The sequence below is a fragment of the Methylobacterium terrae genome (assembly GCF_003173755.1).
In the GTDB taxonomy this organism is placed as follows: domain Bacteria; phylum Pseudomonadota; class Alphaproteobacteria; order Rhizobiales; family Beijerinckiaceae; genus Methylobacterium; species Methylobacterium terrae.
In genome coordinates this window covers 1,123,602-1,139,760 of sequence record NZ_CP029553.1, presented here as the reverse complement: position 1 = coordinate 1,139,760, position 16,159 = coordinate 1,123,602, and the positions used below count along the sequence as shown (strand labels likewise).

At 73.3% G+C, this 16,159-nt stretch carries 12 protein-coding genes and 1 pseudogene; 5 read left to right on the top strand and 8 right to left on the bottom strand.

Annotated elements, in window-relative coordinates; genetic code table 11:
* The 5 genes from DK419_RS05120 to DK419_RS05100 all read left to right on the top strand — a co-directional run bounded on the left by DK419_RS05120 (position 1) and on the right by DK419_RS05100 (position 6,078).
* Positions 1 to 1,431, top strand: coding sequence for a dihydrolipoamide acetyltransferase family protein (locus tag DK419_RS05120; protein ID WP_109958135.1), 1,431 nt, complete (start codon positions 1 to 3; stop codon positions 1,429 to 1,431).
* A gap of 3 nt (positions 1,432 to 1,434) precedes the next feature.
* Positions 1,435 to 2,823, top strand: a complete 1,389-nt coding sequence (gene lpdA / locus DK419_RS05115) for a dihydrolipoyl dehydrogenase (RefSeq protein ID WP_109958134.1) — start codon at positions 1,435 to 1,437, stop codon at positions 2,821 to 2,823.
* A gap of 512 nt (positions 2,824 to 3,335) precedes the next feature.
* On the top strand, positions 3,336 to 4,472 hold the full coding sequence (locus DK419_RS05110) for a helix-turn-helix transcriptional regulator (RefSeq protein ID WP_109958133.1): 1,137 nt from the start codon (positions 3,336 to 3,338) through the stop codon (positions 4,470 to 4,472).
* Positions 4,473 to 4,559: 87 nt separating this feature from the next.
* Positions 4,560 to 4,883: a hypothetical protein gene (locus DK419_RS05105; protein WP_109958132.1), complete on the top strand. Its 324-nt coding sequence runs from the start codon at positions 4,560 to 4,562 to the stop codon at positions 4,881 to 4,883.
* Positions 4,884 to 5,034: 151 nt separating this feature from the next.
* Positions 5,035 to 6,078, top strand: a complete 1,044-nt coding sequence (locus tag DK419_RS05100) for a DUF3616 domain-containing protein (RefSeq protein WP_109958131.1) — start codon at positions 5,035 to 5,037, stop codon at positions 6,076 to 6,078.
* Positions 6,079 to 6,644: 566 nt separating this feature from the next.
* Here DK419_RS05100 and DK419_RS28520 read toward each other — a convergent pair.
* The 8 genes and pseudogenes from DK419_RS28520 to puhE all read right to left on the bottom strand — a co-directional run bounded on the left by DK419_RS28520 (position 6,645) and on the right by puhE (position 16,152).
* Positions 6,645 to 7,067: a hypothetical protein gene (locus tag DK419_RS28520; RefSeq protein ID WP_162561151.1), complete on the bottom strand. Its 423-nt coding sequence runs from the start codon at positions 7,065 to 7,067 to the stop codon at positions 6,645 to 6,647.
* 312 nt (positions 7,068 to 7,379) lie between these two features.
* Entirely contained in the window at positions 7,380 to 8,459 is a 1,080-nt protein-coding gene (locus tag DK419_RS05095; RefSeq protein ID WP_109958130.1) for a phytoene/squalene synthase family protein, read from the bottom strand.
* On the bottom strand, positions 8,440 to 9,963 hold the full coding sequence (gene crtI / locus DK419_RS05090) for a phytoene desaturase family protein (protein ID WP_109958129.1): 1,524 nt from the start codon (positions 9,961 to 9,963) through the stop codon (positions 8,440 to 8,442). The genes DK419_RS05095 and crtI overlap by 20 nt, the downstream gene beginning before the upstream one ends.
* A gap of 84 nt (positions 9,964 to 10,047) precedes the next feature.
* A pseudogene (bchO, locus tag DK419_RS05085) lies at positions 10,048 to 10,933 on the bottom strand (alpha/beta fold hydrolase BchO).
* Positions 10,934 to 10,936: 3 nt separating this feature from the next.
* Entirely contained in the window at positions 10,937 to 12,652 is a 1,716-nt protein-coding gene (locus tag DK419_RS05080) for a magnesium chelatase subunit D (RefSeq protein WP_109958128.1), read from the bottom strand.
* Entirely contained in the window at positions 12,649 to 13,698 is a 1,050-nt protein-coding gene (gene bchI, locus DK419_RS05075) for a magnesium chelatase ATPase subunit I (RefSeq protein ID WP_425352660.1), read from the bottom strand. The genes DK419_RS05080 and bchI overlap by 4 nt, the downstream gene beginning before the upstream one ends.
* Positions 13,699 to 14,109: 411 nt before the next feature.
* A complete protein-coding gene (hemA, locus tag DK419_RS05070; RefSeq protein WP_109958126.1) occupies positions 14,110 to 15,321 on the bottom strand; it encodes a 5-aminolevulinate synthase in 1,212 nt (403 codons plus the stop codon).
* A gap of 48 nt (positions 15,322 to 15,369) precedes the next feature.
* The gene (gene puhE, locus DK419_RS05065) at positions 15,370 to 16,152 is read right to left on the bottom strand and encodes a putative photosynthetic complex assembly protein PuhE (protein ID WP_109958125.1); all 783 of its coding nucleotides are present in this window, start codon (positions 16,150 to 16,152) and stop codon (positions 15,370 to 15,372) included.
* Positions 16,153 to 16,159: the final 7 nt, after the last annotated feature.

Here is a 16,159-nt window from a genome sequence, read left to right as displayed (position 1 = left end):
ATGGGATTTCGCATCGTCAAGCTCCCCGATATCGGCGAGGGTGTGGCCGAGGCCGAGGTCTCGGCCTGGCACGTCAAGGTCGGCGACGTGGTTCGCGAGGACCAGCCGCTGGCCGACGTGATGACCGACAAGGCGACCGTCGAGATTCCCTCGCCGGTGAGCGGGACCGTCGCGGCGCTGGGCGCCGAGGCCGGCCAGATGCTGGCGGTCGGCGCCGAGCTGGTGCGGCTCGAGATCGAGGGCGGGGAAGCGGCGCCCCAGGCCGCGGCGGCACCCCAGGCCGCGGCGGCGCCCGAGGCCGGGGTCGCGGTCGCGCCCGAGGTCGCGAAGGCGCAGGATCAGGCCGCCGGCCAATCTGCCGCCGCCCTGGTCCCGGCCGCGGACGGCCTGGAGCCGGCACAGCCCGCGCCGGCCCTGCAATCCGCAGCAGTGCCCAAAGCCGCCGGGGCGACAAAGTCGGCCGAGCCGCCGAAGCCTGCGCCGGCCAAACCTGCGGCTCCTGCCGCGCGCCCCGCCGCGGCGGCGCCGTCCTCCGGCCCGCCGCGCCCCGCGGGCGAGAAGCCGGTCGCCTCCCCGGCCGTGCGCCGGCGGGCGCTCGAAGCGGGAATCGACCTGCGCCAGGTTCGCGGCACGGGTCCCGCCGGCCGCATCGGCCACGACGACCTCGACGCCTACCTGAACGCCCCGCCGGAGGATGCGGCCCCCGCTCCCGCCGGCCGCGCCCCGCGCACGGGCGTGGAGGAGATCAAGGTCATCGGCCTGCGCCGGCGCATCGCCCAGCGCATGGCCGACGCCAAGCGGCGCGTCGCCCATTTCTCCTACGTCGAGGAGGTGGACGTGACGGCGGTGGAGGAGCTGCGCGCCAGCCTCAACCAGCGCCACGGCGCGAGCCGCCCGAAGCTGACCCTGATCCCGTTCCTGGTCCAGGCCCTGGTGCGCGCCCTGCCGGACTTCCCGCAGATGAACGCGCATTACGACGACGAGGCGGAGGTGATCCACCGCCATGCCGGCATCCATGTCGGCATCGCCACGCAGACGCCGTCCGGCCTGATGGTGCCGGTGCTCCGCCACGCCGAGACCCGGGACGTCTGGAACTCCGCGGCCGAGGTCCGGCGCTTGGCGGACGCCGCCCGCAACGGGTTGGCCGCCCGCGACGAGCTCTCGGGCTCGACCATCACCATCACGTCGCTGGGGGCTCTCGGCGGCATCGTGACGACGCCGGTGATCAACCGGCCGGAGGTCGCGATCATCGGCGTCAACAAGCAGGTGATGCGCCCGGTCTGGCGCGACGGCGCCTTCGTGCCGCGCCTGACGATGAACCTCTCGGCGTCCTTCGACCACCGGGTGGTCGACGGCTACGACGCCGCCCTGTTCGTGCAGGCGCTGAAAAGCCTGCTCGAGACGCCCGCGACCCTGTTCATGGAGGCCTGATCGTTGAGCGAGATCACCACCAAGCTCCTGGTGCTCGGCGGCGGCCCGGGCGGCTACGTCGCGGCGATCCGCGCCGGCCAGCACGGCGTCGACACCGTGCTGGTCGAGGAGAACCGGCTCGGCGGCACCTGCCTCAACGTCGGCTGCATCCCCTCGAAGGCGATGATCCACGCGGCGGAAGCCTTCCACGCCGCCGTGCTCCAGGCCGAGGATGCCTCGCCCTTCGGCCTCTCGGCCGGGCCGCCGAACCTCGATTTTACCCGCACGGTCGCCTGGAAGGACGGCATCGTCGGGCGGCTCAACACCGGAGTCGCCTCGCTCCTGAAGCGCGGCGGGGTCAAGATCCTGCGCGGGCGCGGGACGATGGTGGACGGCAAGACCTGCCTCGTCGAGACCGATACCGGCCCCGAGCGGGTGCGCGCCGAGCACGTGGTTCTCGCCACCGGCTCGGTCCCGGCGGCGCTCCCCCACCTGCCCTTCGGCGGGCGGGTGATCTCCTCGACCGAGGCGCTTTCATTACCGAAGGTCCCCGCCACCATGGCGGTGGTCGGCGCCGGCTATATCGGGCTCGAGCTCGGCACCGCCTTCGCCAAGCTCGGCGCCAAGGTGACGGTGGTCGAGATGGCCGAGCGGATCCTGCCGGCCTACGATGCCGAGCTGACCCGGCCGGTGGCGCGGCGCCTCGGGGCGCTCGGGATAGAGGTTCTGCTCGGCGCGAAGGCGACCGGGCTCTCGGGCGACGCGCTCTCCGTCGAGGTCGGCGGCGAAGCCCGAACGATTCCGGCCGAGGTGATCCTGGTCGCGGTCGGGCGCAAGGCGCGCACGCAGGATCTCGGGCTCGACCGGCTCGACCTCGACATGAGCGGGCCGTTCATCCGCATCGACGAGCGCTGCGCCACCTCGATGCGCAACGTCTGGGCGGTCGGCGACGTCACCGGCGAGCCGATGCTGGCCCACCGCGCCATGGCGCAGGGCGAGATGGTGGCCGACCTCGTGGCGGGGCGCCGCCGCGTCTTCCACAAGGTGGCGATCCCCGCGGTCTGCTTCACCGACCCGGAGGTGGTCTCGGCCGGCCTCTCGCCGGAGGAGGCCCGGAACGCGGGCCACGAGATCCGGACCGGCCTCTTCCCCTTCGCCGCCAACGGCCGCGCCATGACGCTCGGCGCCGAGGACGGCTTCGTGCGGGTGACGGCGCGCGCCGACAACCACCTGATCCTCGGCATCCAGGCGGTGGGCGCGGGGGTCTCGGAGCTGGCGGCCGGCTTCGGCCTCGCGCTCGAGATGGGCGCGCGGCTGGAGGATATCGCCGGCACGATCCACGCCCACCCGACCCTCGGCGAGGCCTTCCACGAGGCGAATCTCAGGGCGCTCGGGGAAGCTCTGCACATCTAAGGCGTTCGCGCGGACGGGGTCCTGCCGCGGGCAGGGCCCTCGTCATCGGGCGCAGGCGAAAGCCGGGTTCTGCCGGAAAGGTGGCCAGATACCGGTCCGCTTGGCTTCCTCGTAATACCCGTCGCATCCCGCAGCGTAGCGCGGGTCCGACCGCGCCACGCAAGTCTGATGGACTTCCTTGCAGGCTCGCATGGCCGTCTGCACCGGCCTGCCTTGCTGTGCAGAAGCACCGGCCGCCGGAAGGAGAAGTGCCAGCACCAGTACGGATCGCCGGTTCGTCATCGTCGTCCCCCTGACATCACCCAGGTACCGTAGCGTCATGACGGGCATCGGCATCCCCTATCCGGGGGAAGCCAAGGATAGCGGCGGCGTCGTATCGTGAGTGCGGCGAGGCCGAACCGGATGCATTGCCCGGCGAGGCCGCCTGATTTTTCCCGTTGCTGTCTACGACAGCGCCAGGGCAATAGAGGGCAATCCAGCCGCTATGCGGCGACGCTGTCTCCCGGATTGGCATGTCGCTCGACGACGATCTCAGCCGCCTGATCCTGCGCATCCACGGGGTGCCCCTGGGCGAGGAATCCTGGATCTCGGCGGCCGGCGCCGTCGCCGAGCGCCTTGGCGCCTACGGGGTCGCGACGGTGCTGCATCGGGCGGACCGCCCCGAGGTCCTGGCCTCCGCGATGGCGGGGTATCGCGACCTCGCCTTCGACCGCATCCTGTCCGAATACGCCGAGCACTATCACGCCCGGAATCCCCAGGCCCTGTTCGAGCGGGCCCATCCGGGCGCCGACCACTACCTCGACGGCCTCGATCCGGTCTTCACCGCGGAGAACTACCCGGATTTCTCGCGATGGGAGGCCGACCGGATCGGCATCCGCTACCACGCCACCGGGTATTGCCGGCCGGACGAAGGCCTGACCTACGCCTTCGCCTTCTCGGGCTCGGAGCGGACCGGCCCGCTCTCGAGCGCGCAGGTCGCGCTGTTCCACGAGCTGATGCGCCACCTGCGCCGCGCCGTGGCGACGGCCCACCGCCTCGGCACGCTCACGGGCGCGGCCCCCATCGAGGACGGGATCGAGGCCCATCTCGAGGGGCTGCCGCACCCGGCCGCGATCCTGAACGGCGACGGCGGGCTCGCCTTCGCCAATTCCGCCCTCCTCGCCCTGTCCCGGGCCCGGGACGGCCTCCTGGCGACGACGAGCCAGTTGCGGCTGCTGCGCCCGGGCGACCAGCTCCGCTTCGTGCAGCTCTGCGCCGCCGCACGGGCCCTCGCGGGCGAGACCGCGGAGGGCGGCCGGTTCCTCGCGGTCGCCCGCCCGGACGGCAGGCGGCCCTACATCGTGACCGTGTCGCCCCTGTCGCACGGGCCGGCGCGGCCCGGTGCTCCCACCCGGATGCTGGTGAGCGTGACCGACCTCGATCGCGGCCGGGAGGTCGCGCCCGAGCCTCTCGTGGCGGCCTTCGGCCTGACGCCGGGCGAGGCCGGGCTCGCCTCGCTGCTGTTCGCCTGCGGCCATCTCGACGCCGTGGCGGCGGCACGCGGCGTCGCCATCGCGACCGTCCGCAGCCAGCTCAAGAGCGTGTTCGCCAAGACCGGCGCGACGAGCCAGGGCGAGCTGATCGCCCTGCTCGCCCGGGTCTCGCGGTAGCGCCCGGTGGAGGCGGACCGGCGGAGTCGGCGAATCGCGGCAGGATATGCGAGACCATCCCTCGTCCGGACCGCGGAGGAACGAGGGGTGAGCGAGAAGAAGCGCCGGGCCACGGCGGTGGAGATCCGCGACCGGGCCTTCGGCGACGTGATCGAGTGGCTGGAATACCGCGTCGCGGTCTGCCGCGACGGGCTGGAGCGCTACACCGCCTCCCACGGCGCCGACAGCCGGGCCGCCGCGGGAGAGCGCGCCGCGGCGTTCGAGGCCGAGCTGATCCTGCGCGAGATCGGCCGGCTCGCGCAGGAGGCCCCGCGCTCGCGGGCGTTTCGCGACGCCGCCGCGGCGCGCCGCCGCTTCGTCGCCGCGCAGCACCGGGCCGCCGGCGACGCGGCCGCGCCGGAGGAGGCCTGACGGGTCCGCTGCCGCAGCAGCCACCCGGGCCCGGGCTCGCCAGGGCTGGAACACGAAGAATTTTCCGCCGCTGTATTGAAGAGATCCTTGGCCGCGTGAAATACTCCGAAGACGGTTCGCGCAGACGGGCCGCGCCATCCGGAGGATCGCCATGACGGGCCTGGGCACGCTGCGCCTGGAGAAAGTCGTTTCCGTGCTCGCCCTCTGTCTCGCGGCGCAAGGAGCGCGCGCCGAGGTGAAGGCGGGCCCGGTGCTGATGCATTGGGGCCTGTGCGAGGCCTCCGGCGCCGTCCCCTACCCCGCCGGCAGCTTCGGCGACCGCGTCCTGGTGGTGAGCGACCAGGACAACACCGTGCGCCTCTACAAGGCCGACGAATCCGGGCCGCCGCTCGCCCTCAAGGGCGGCGACCTCGACGCGGCGCTCGCGACCAATGCCCGGGAGGAGCCGGTGAAGGCCGACCTCGAATCCCTCGCCTGGCTCGGGTCCGACCTGGTGGTGATGGGCTCCCACGCCCGCGACGCGGACGGCCGCACCCGCGAGGCGTCGCGCCGGATGCTCGACCTCACGGTCGGCGGCGACCCCAAGGCGCCCGCACTGGCGCCGAAGGGCAAGGCGTTCGGGGGACTGTCCAAGGCGATCGCCGACCTCGACCCGCGCCTGTCCGAGCGCATCGCGGTCGACCTCGCGGCAAAGCCCAGCCTGAGCCCACGGCGGCGCGGCCTCGCCCTCGAGGGCCTGAGCCCGGCCCCGGACGGGCGCGGCCTGCTCGTCGGCCTGCGCAACCCGCTCAACGCCGACAACGACGCCCTGGTGGTGCCGTTCGAGAACCCGGCCGAGGTGCTGGCCGGCGGCGCGGGCCCGAAGCTCGGCAAGCCGATCGCCCTCGACCTGAAGGGCCGCGGCATCCGCGACATCGCCTACGCGCCCGGGATCAAGGCCTATTTCGTGATCGCCGGCGGCTCGGGCAGCGGCGGCGAGGCCGCCGACCTCTACCGCTGGTCCGGCAAGGCCGGCGAGGCCCCGACCCGCGTCGCGGGGGTGGCGGAGGCGCTCGCGGCGATCCCCGACTTCCAGCCGGAGGGCCTGATCGTCGCCCCGGACGGCAAGAAGGTGCAGATCCTCAGCGACGACGCCGACATCTGCCCGGCGCGCAAGCCGCAGGGGTTCCGCAGCGTGGTGCTGGAGCTGGAGTGAGGGGCGGCCGGCTTCACCGGCCCCACCTGCTCTCACCCGTCGCATCCCGCTCGCTGAAGGGCGGGGATGCGATGGGGATGCGTAGAGCGAGGCACGGCATAGGAGCGCCCGAACCCGGGACGCGGCGGGACGAACGTCGTCGCTTGCCGCCGACATGGAAGCCGGGGCCGGCATGGCCCGGGGGCCTTGGATCGCGAAGGCGCAGGAACAGGATCGCGGCGAGTGCCGCCGTCATGCTGAGGTTCGTCCCCCGCAAGTCCCGCCTCCGACCGACTGTCTCGCCCGCTCGATCGACAAACCTTGGATCGGTCCTGACTGCGCGGCGAGCCTCGATCCGCTCGCCATGGGCCAGTTGCACTTGGCGAGAGGTGGACGGGTGTCACGTCAGCGCCTCGATGCGACGGCTGAAGACCCTGGCGACGCCGGTCACATTGCGTTCGATGGACTGGGACGGTCGATCCGGCGCACATCCCGACACCTCGCCGCGTCGTCCTCCGGCGAGCCTCGGCGAGAAACCGGGATGACGAGGATTGACGTCGATTCCGTCTGTCCGATCGCACAGGCCCTCAGTCGGGTGTCCAATGAATGAAACCTTCTCCACCGTAGGCACCAAATATGACTTCGACTGTTTCCCCGAGATCGGACCATCGTCCCTCTGCGATGCACCGACCGACATCGATGTCTGGTTCGCTGGAAAAGATGACAGCCAGGGAATGCCAGGGTAAGGCGGTCATCCAAACCATCTCATCGATTTCCTCCTCGGCAGCACCCTCGCCATGAAGCCAGTGATAAAGCTGTCCGTCATGTACGGCGCAGCGATCGTGCTTGCTTGAGATATTCCCCATGACATCGTTTATAACCAGTATGCGATACGATTTCGCAGTCAGGGACGAAAACAAACGCCTCCCGATATCCTCATCGAGGCCATGCATCCCGCCCCAACGGAAATTTTCAATATCCTCGAATGGTCGCGCGGCCGAATCGATCAATCGAAAGACACCGCAAGTAAAATCAATGCTCGATGCGACACACTTGCAAAGAAAATTTTCGTACCTCAAAACAGACGATATGTAAATTACAACCCTACTTCTTGCTGGGCCAGCAATGATATTCATTGCTGTTTCCCCAAGTCAAATAATTTATACTTGATAGATTACATTTAGAACCTTGCATCCCTCCTCATTGAGATCGCGAGAAGTGGGAATGCCGTTCGGGTTGTGATAGACGATTATGACGTGGACGCGCAAACGGCACCACCCCGAGGACCAGCCCGAGAGCGACCTGCCCGAACGACAACCCGGTCACGACGGCGCCGCACCGCCCAGCCGCTCACGCTCGCGCAACCTCTCGATCAGGTCGAGCACGCGCACGACCTGCCCGCCGAGGTTCCACCAGGCCGGGCGCGGGATCGCGGCGGGCACGGGCATCGCCGCCACCGCGTCGAGCAGGAAGGCCGCCTCCGGCAGGGCCGGCCAGTCGGCGCGCCGGTGCGAGGGAGTGACGAGGGCGCGCGCCAGCAGCCGGGCCTTGCGGGCGCCCGGCACCCGGGCGCGGCGGGTGACCGGATCGAGCCCGCTCCGGGCGAGGTCGCGGCCGATCTCGGCGTAGATCAGCCCGGCGGCGCGCACGGCCGGACGGCAGGCGGGCGGCAGCATCGCGATGCCGGATTCGGCCCGGGCGTAGAGGAGGTCGGCGGCCTCCAGCAGGCGCGCCACCACGGCGGCGAGGGCGGGGCTCGGCTCCGGCCGGGCCAGGAAGGCGTCGGGGTCGATCCCGGCCTCGCGCAGCCAGGCTTCGGGCAGGTAGAGGCGCCCGGCCCGGGCATCCTCGCCGACGTCGCGGGCGACGTTGGTGAGCTGCATGGCGATGCCGAGGTCGCAGGCGCGCGCGAGCGCTTCGGCCGAGCGCTCGCCCATCAGGAGCGTCATCATGGCGCCGACCGAGCCGGCGACCCGGGCCGCGTAGGCGACGAGGGCGGAGAGGTCCGGGCAGCGCCGCCCGGCGGCGTCCCAGGCGAGGCCCTCGAGGAGCGCGGCCGGCAGCGCCTGGGGGATCGCGTGGCGGGCCACGATCTCGGCGAGCGCCCGGTCGGCGGGCGCGTCGGCGGGGCGGCCCGCATAAGCCGCCGCCAGGCGTGCCCGCAAGGCCGGCACCGCGTCGGCCCGGGCGCCCGCCCCGTCGACGGCGTCGTCCGAGAGGCGGCAGAACGCGTAGAGCCCGTAGGCGTCGCGGCGCACGGCCGCGGGCAGCAGCCACGAGGCGGCGTAGAAGCTGCGCGAGCCGGCCCGGATCGCCGCCCGGCAGGCGGCGTGGTCGGCGGAGCGGGCCAGGGACGCGGCGAAGGGCGTTTGGCGGCGCGCATCAGGCGAAGACGGCAGCATCGGGCACCACGCGATCGAGGATCTTCGACGAGGACAGCACGCCCGGCAGCCCGGCCCCCGGATGGGTGCCGGCGCCGACGAGGTAGAGGTGGCGCACCCCGCTGCGGTTGTGCGGGCGGAAATACGCGCTCTGGGTCAGGATCGGCTCGAGGCCGAAGCCCGAGCCGCGATAGGCCAGGAAATCGTCGGAGAAATCCTGCGGCGTCGTCACCCGGGAGGTGACCAGCGCCTCCGACAGGCCGGGCAGGACGGTGGCTTCGAGCCGCGCGGCGATGCGCTGCCGGTACGGCTCGGCGAGCGCCGCCCAGTCCTGCCCTCCGGCGAGGTTCGGCACCGGGGCCAGCACGTAGAACGCGTCGTGACCCGGAGGCGCCACGCCGGAATCGGTGGCGGTCGGGCGGTGGAGGTAGAGGCTCATGTCCTCGGCCAGCACCTTGCGCGAGAAGATGTCGTCGAGGAGCCCGCGGTAGCGGGGCCCGAGCAGGATCGTGTGGTGGGCGAGGTCCGGATAGGTGCGGCGCGTGCCGAAGTACCACACGAACAGGCCCATCGAGGAATGCGCCCCCGCGAGCCGCCGCTCGCGCCACCCCCGCGCCTCCGGCGGCAGCAGGTCGAGCGCGGTGACGACCGAATCGGCGTTCGACACCACCACGTCGGCGGGGATGTGCGTGCCGTCCGCGAGGGCGACCCCCCGGGCGGTGCCGCCCTCGACGAGGATCCGGGCGACCTCGGCGCGGCAGCGGACCTCGCCGCCCTGCCCCTCGATCAGCGACACGAGCCCGCGCACCAGGGCGCCGGTGCCGCCGAGGGCCGAGTGGACACCCCAGCGCCGCTCGAGCGCGGCGATCAGGCCGTAGAGCGCGCTCGCCCGGAACGGCGAGCCGCCGATCAGGAGCGGGTGGAAGCTGAACGCGGTGCGCAGGCGCTCGTCGCGGAACACCGACGAGACGAGCCCGTAGAGGCTGCGATGGCCGCCGAGGCGCAGGAGGTCGGGGGCGATGCGCAGCATGTCGGTGAGCCGCCCGAACGGCACCGCGCCGAGCTCCTCGAACCCGACCCGGCACAGCGCGTCGGAGAGCGCCATGAAGCGGTCGTAGGCGGGCGCCTCGCCGGGCGAGAGGCGCTCCACCTCCGCGCGCATCGCGTCGGCCTCGCCGCACATCGCGAAGGTGGCGCCGTCGTCGAAGCGGATGCGGTAGAACGGCCGCATCGGCACGAGCGTCACGTCGTCGGCGAGGTCGCGCCCGCAGAGGCGCCACAGCTCCTCGAACAGGAACGGCGCGGTGACGATGGTCGGCCCGGCATCGAAGGTGAAGCCGTCCTGCCGATGGACCCGGGCCCGGCCGCCCGGCTGCTCCAGCCGCTCCAGCACGGTGACCCGGTAGCCCCGCGCGCCGAGCCTCACCGCCGCCGCGAGCCCGCCGAAGCCGCTGCCGATCACCACCGCACGGGGCCGGCGCCGGGCGGACGTGACCCGCGGTGGCGCGTCGTCGAGTGTCAACATAAGTTGACACTATCATCGCGGTCGGGGCGGCTGGCAAGCGGGAAAGGAAACGCCGCATCGGGCGTCAGCGAGGATCGTGGGCGATCACGCCACCGCTCCCTCGCGCGCCGCCCCGTCCCGGATCAACGCCGCCACGACCTCCGGCCTCTCCTCGTGCGCCAGGTGCCCGAGGCCGCGCAGCAGCTCGACCCGGCCCGCCCGCCGAGGCGGTCGGCGAGGCCGAAGGAGACGTCGGGCGCGATGGTGCGGTCCTGGCCGCCGACGATCAGCAGGAGCGGGGTCGCGAGGCGGGGCAGGTCGCGGTCGAGGGCGGTGAGGTCCCAGTGCGCCATCATGCCGAGCGCGCCGGCGACGTGGCCGGGGTCTGGAACAGGCGGCGGTAGAGGTCGAGGCCGGTGCGGTCGAGGGTCGAGCCGGTGCCCCCGATCAGCCGCTCCACCGCCGCGCGATCGGCCGACCAGGCGAAGACCCGCGGCGTCACCGGGTTCAGGAACAGGGCGCGGGCCATCGCCGGGAAGATGAAGCCGGCCATGCCCGGGAACGGCTTGAGCGCCGCGTTGAGCCCGACGAGGAGGCGCGGCGCGATCCCGCCGTCGAGGGAGAGCCGGGCCAGGATCGCGGCGCCGGCGGAGTGGCCGACCGCGACCTCGGGCTTCGCGCCGAGGACGCGCAGGAGGTCGGCGAGCGCCCGCGCCATCCGCGGCAGCGACGGGGTGGCCAGGGGATCGGTGAAGCCGTGGCCCGGCAGGTCCGGGGCGATCACCCGGAAGTCGCGGGCGAGCAGCGGCAGGAGCCCGCGCCAGGAATGGGTCGCCGCGCCGGTGCCGTGGACGAGGAGCAGGGCCGGGCCGGCGCCCGCCTCCTGCACGTGCCAGGTCAGCCCGCCGGCGGCGACGAAGCAGCTCGCCTCGCGGTTCGGCCAGTCGCGGCCCTCCCGCGCGAAGGCGGGCCTGTCGTCGGAGGAGGGCATCGCTCAACCCGGCGGGGCGGTCTCGCGCAGCACGGCCTTCGTCAGGCGCGCGGCGTCGGCCTGGGGCATCGCCAGGTAGCGCGCCGCCATCGCGGCGGCGAGCCCCCGGGCGGCCTCCTGCGGGCGCGCGGCGGTGTCGATCACCAGGGCGCGGGTGCCCTCCCGGGCGAGCGTCCGGGCGGCCGCGAGGGCGTCCGACGCCGCCTGTGCCCGGCCGGGCGCGCCGGAGCGGGCGATGTTGGCGCGCCCGTCGGTGAGGAGCAGCACCACGGGGCTGCGTCCCCCCCGGCGCTCGGCCGCCGCGAGGCGCCCCGCCGCCTCGATGCCGGCCGCGAGCGGCGTGCCGCCGCCGCCGGGCAGGGAGGCCAGCGCGCGCTTCGCCCGCACCAGGGATCGGGTCGGGGCGAGGAGCAGGTCGGCGCCGGCACCCCGGAAGGCCACGAGCGCGACGCGGTCGCGGCGCACGTAGCACTCGGCGAGGAGCGATTCGACCGCGCCCTTGACCTCGGCCAGCCGCTCCAGGGCGGCGGAGCCGGAGGCGTCGACCGCGAAGATCGTCGTCGTCTCGCGCCGCTGCACCAGCCGGCGGATGCGCAGGTCGTCCGCCGCGATGCGCAGGCGCGCCTCGCCCTCTCCCCGGCGCAGGCGCTGCCAGGGAGCCGCGGCCCGCAGGGTCTCGATCAGGGCGAGGCGTCCGCGGCGCGGATCGCCGGGCCGGGCGCCGACCGGGCGGCCGCGCCGCGCCGTGGCCGTGGCCCCGCTGCGGCCGGCGCCGGGGCTGCGGGTGCGGGGCCCCTCGCCCGCGACGAGGCGGGCGAGGAGGCCGGGCGGCAGGCTCGTTGCGGCGGCGGCGAGGATGCGATCCTCGCCGGTCACGTCGCTTGTCCGCGGTTCGGCCTCGTCGCCCTCCGGCGGTGGAGGCTCGGCCGGTGGTGCCTCCTCGGCGTCCTGCGGCCAGGCCCGCGCGCGGGGCGCGAGCACCAGGCCGAATGCGGCGGCGAGATCGGGGTCGGCGACGATGTCCCGGCCGGCGAGCGCCGCGTGCAGCCGCGCCACCCGCAGGGCGAGGAGGGGCGCGCGCAGCGACGCGATCCCGAGCCGGGCCGCGAGGGCGCAGAGCGTCTCGGGGTTCTCCTCCGGCACGGCCGGCCGGGCCGCGCGGGCGGCCGCGAGGTCGGGCGGCGGCGGCGTGGCGGCAAGCACCCCTGGCGGGACGGGGTCGAGATCGAGGTGGATCGCCGCGCGGTCGGCGAGGCAGGCCGGCAGGGCCTCGTCCTCGCCCTCTCCCTCGTCGAGGAGCACCAGGCCGAACCGTGCCGGCTGCCGGACCGCGATCCCGTCCCGGGCGACCTCGACGGCGCCGGTATCGAGGGCCTGCGCGATCCGCGCGGCGGTGCCGGGACCCAGGCGCTCGGCCATCGGCACCACCATCACGCCGCCATCGCCGCGGGCGAGCAGCCCGGGTTGCGCCACCGGGCGTCCGGTCCGCAGGGTGGCCGGCAGGTCGAGCCCGCCGAGGAGCGCGTCGTCGGTGGTCGCCGCGGGCAGCCGCGTCACCGGACTGTCGGGCCCGAGCAGGGCGTGCAGGTGGGCGAGCCAGGCCTCCCGGACCGGACCGGGACGGGCGCGGATCACGACGCCCGTTCCAGCCGGATCGAGGGCGACGAGCGCCGCCGCGAGGCAGGCCTGGCCCCAGATCGCGTCGGGCGCCGCGCTCACCCGAGAACCTCGGCGAACGCCCGGGCGATGCGGACCTCGGACCCGGCCTCGTCGAGGGGGTTGCGGCGCAGGCGGTGGCTCAACGCGCTCGGAGCGACCTCGCGCAGGTGGGCGAGGGTGACGGTCCCGGCGCCGTCGAGGCTCGCGAGGGCGCGTGCGGTGCGCATCAGGGTCAGCTCGCCGCGCAACCCATCGGTGCCGAGCGCCAGGCAGAGGCGAGCGGCGGCTTCGAGGATCGCGTCGGGCACGTCGACTTCGGCGAGCTGCGCCCGGGCCGCGAGGATCTGCGCGCCGAGCCGCGCCTCCTCGGGCGCCCACTCGGCCGCGAAGGCGGCGGGATCGCGCTCGTAGGCATCGCGCCGGCGCACGATCGTCACCCGTGTCGCGAGATCGGTGGGCGTCGCGACCTGGACCGCGAGGCCGAAGCGGTCGAGGAGTTGCGGGCGCAGCTCGCCCTCCTCCGGGTTGCCGCTGCCGACCAGCACGAAGCGCGCCGGGTGGCGCAGGCTCAATCCCTCGCGCTCGACGGTGTTCACGCCCGAGGCCGCCACGTCGAGGAGCAGGTCGACGAGGTGGTCCTCGAGCAGGTTGACCTCGTCGATGTAGAGGAAGCCGCGATTGGCGCGGGCGAGCAGCCCCGGCTCGAACGCCTTCTCGCCGGCCCCGAGCGCCCGGCCGATATCGAGCGCGCCGACGACCCGGTCCTCGGTGGCGCCGAGCGGCAGGTCGACCACTGGCACCGGCACGGTCTTCACGGTGAGCCCCTGCCCCCGCCGGGCGGCGCAGGCCGGGCAGAGGCCGCCGGCCTCGACCGGGTCGCAGGAATAGGCGCAGCCCGCCACCGCCCGCATCGGCGGCAGCAGGGCGGCGAGCGCCCGCACGGCGGTGGACTTGCCGGTGCCGCGGTCGCCGAAGACCAGCACGCCGCCGACCGCGGGATCGACCGCCGCGACCAGCAGCGCGCGGCGCATCGCGTCCTGCCCGACGATGGCCGAGAACGGATAGGGCGGGCGGGGCGCGGCCTCCGGGAGCACGGCGGGCGTCACGACGCTCGGCTTGGCGAAGCCCGGCTTCGGGGCCCGCCGGGACAGGGCCGATTGGGTGGGGGCCACGGTTGGTCCTCGCGGGTCAGGGTCGGGAAGGCAGGATCGGCGGGAGCAGCGTGATTGTCTAATGAAAATGACGCTCAATGGGGTTGACGCTCGGGTTACAGGACGGTGTCCGATGAACGGCGACGACCGGGCGCCCGATCCCTTCCCCCCTCTGCGGGGGAGGGTGGCGAACGGAGCGAGCCGGGAGAGGGGACCGCGACGCTGATCCAGGTCGCGCCCGTCATGATGGTCGCGACCTCTTCGGAAGCGGCGTCCCCTCCCCCGCCCGGGGCACGAGTGCTTCGCACTGGCAGCCGGGCACCCTCCCCCGCAGAGGGGGAGGGTTCAGGGGACGTCGCGCTTGCCTCAGGCCGCCCGGGCCAGGCCGATCCGTCCCCAGATCGCCCCCAGCGCCATGGCCAGGTGGTCGATGTCGGCGTCGCTGTGGAGCGGCGAGGGTGTGATGCGCAGTCGCTCGGTGCCCCGGGGCACGGTCGGGTAGTTGATCGGCTGGACGTAGATCCCGAACTCGTCGAGCAGGGTATCGCTGATCTGCTTGCACTGGACGGGATCGCCGACCATCACCGGCACGATGTGGCTCGGATTGTCGAGGAGCGGAATGCCGATCGCCGCGAGCCGCCGGCGCACCGCCGCGACGCGGTCCTGGTGGCGGGCCCGCTCCGCGCCGCTCGCCTTGAGGTGGCGGATGCTCGCCGCCGCGCCCGCCGCGATGGCGGGGGGCAGCGAGGTGGTGAAGATGAAGCCCGAGGCGAAGCTGCGCACGAAGTCGCACAAGGCCGTCGAGGCCGCGATGTAGCCGCCCGAGACCGCGAAGGCCTTGCCGAGCGTGCCCTCGATCACGGTGAGGCGGTGCATCAGCCCCTCGCGCTCGGCGATGCCGCCGCCGCGCGGGCCGTAGAGGCCGACCGCGTGGACCTCGTCGAGATAGGTCATGGCGCCGTGCGCCTCGGCGACGTCGCACAGTTCGGCGATCGGCGCGATGTCGCCGTCCATCGAGTAGACCGACTCGAAGGCGACGAGCTTCGGCAGGGCGGGATCGACGAGGCGGAGCTTGCGGTCGAGGTCGTCGGGGTCGTTGTGGCGGAAGATGTGGCGCTCGGCGCGGCTGGAGCGGATGCCCTCGATCATCGAGGCGTGGTTGCCCTCGTCGGAAAAGACCACGCAGCCCGGCAGCTTCGAGGCGAGCGTCCCGAGCCCGGCCCAGTTCGAGACGTAGCCCGAGGTGAAGAGGAGTGCGGCCTCCTTGCCGTGCAGGTCGGCGAGCTCCCGCTCGAGGAGCACGTGGTAGTGGTTGGTGCCCGAGATGTTGCGGGTGCCGCCGGCGCCCGCGCCGCAGCGGTCGATCGCCTCGTGCATCGCCCCCGTCACCGCCGGGTGCTGGCCCATGCCGAGATAGTCGTTCGAGCACCACACCGTCACCTCGCGGGTGCCGTGGGCCCCGTGCTGGGTGGCGTAGGGGAACCGGCCGGCCTGGCGCTCGAGGTCGGTGAAGACCCGGTAGCGGCCCTCGCGGTGCAGGCCCTGGAGAGCGGCGGAGAAATGCGCTTCGTAGTCCATCGAGCGTCCCCTTGTACGATGTTCTTGTGGTCGTGTTCTTGGTCTCTCTCACGGAGCGGCGTCGGCCCCGGGGCGGCGGGCGGGAAGCCCCCAGCCCCAGAGCGCGGCGGAGGGCAGCGGCAGCATCAGGAAGCCGTGCTCCAGGATGGCGAGCGCCATCAGGGTCGCCATCATGGTGTGGCCGGAGCGCTTGAAGGCGGACGCGCTCTCGGTGACGGCGGGGTGCAGCAGCACCAGGAGAAAGCCGGTGGCGAGGATCATCGCCACCGGGAACAGGGCATTCATCGGCGCGCGGCGAAAGAAGCTGCCGAGATAGCGCAGGTGTTCGGGCAGGAACTCGGCGTTGAGGTTGCGCACGCCGAGGAACAGGTTGAGACGGGCGCTGAGGTTCATCCCCCACAGGACCAGGTAGGTCCAGAGCGCCATCCGGTTCGGAGAGCCCGCCGTCGCCCAAGCGATGGCGACGAACCCCAGGATGATCGCCGCCTCGTGCCACAGGTTGGTCGCCGCCGCGGCGCCGAAGCGGGCGAGGCCCCGATCGGTGGCCGAGCCCGGGGTGCGCCGGGGACCGGCGAGGTAGCCCATGTAGAAGGCCATCTCCTGCCAGCCCCAGACGATCAGCGCCGCCGTGAAGGCCGCGTAGGCCCCCGCCTCGCTTTCCTGGCTGGCGCTCCAGGCGATCACCCAGAGGGCACCGACGAGCGCCAGGGTCGTCGCGCCGAAGCTCCAGGCATGGGTGCGGCGCGGCCGATGGTTCAGCCAGAGGATCGCCCCGGTCAGGAACCACCAGATCACGACGGCGTAGAGGATCGGCGCGGCGTAGTCGGACATGCGGGCG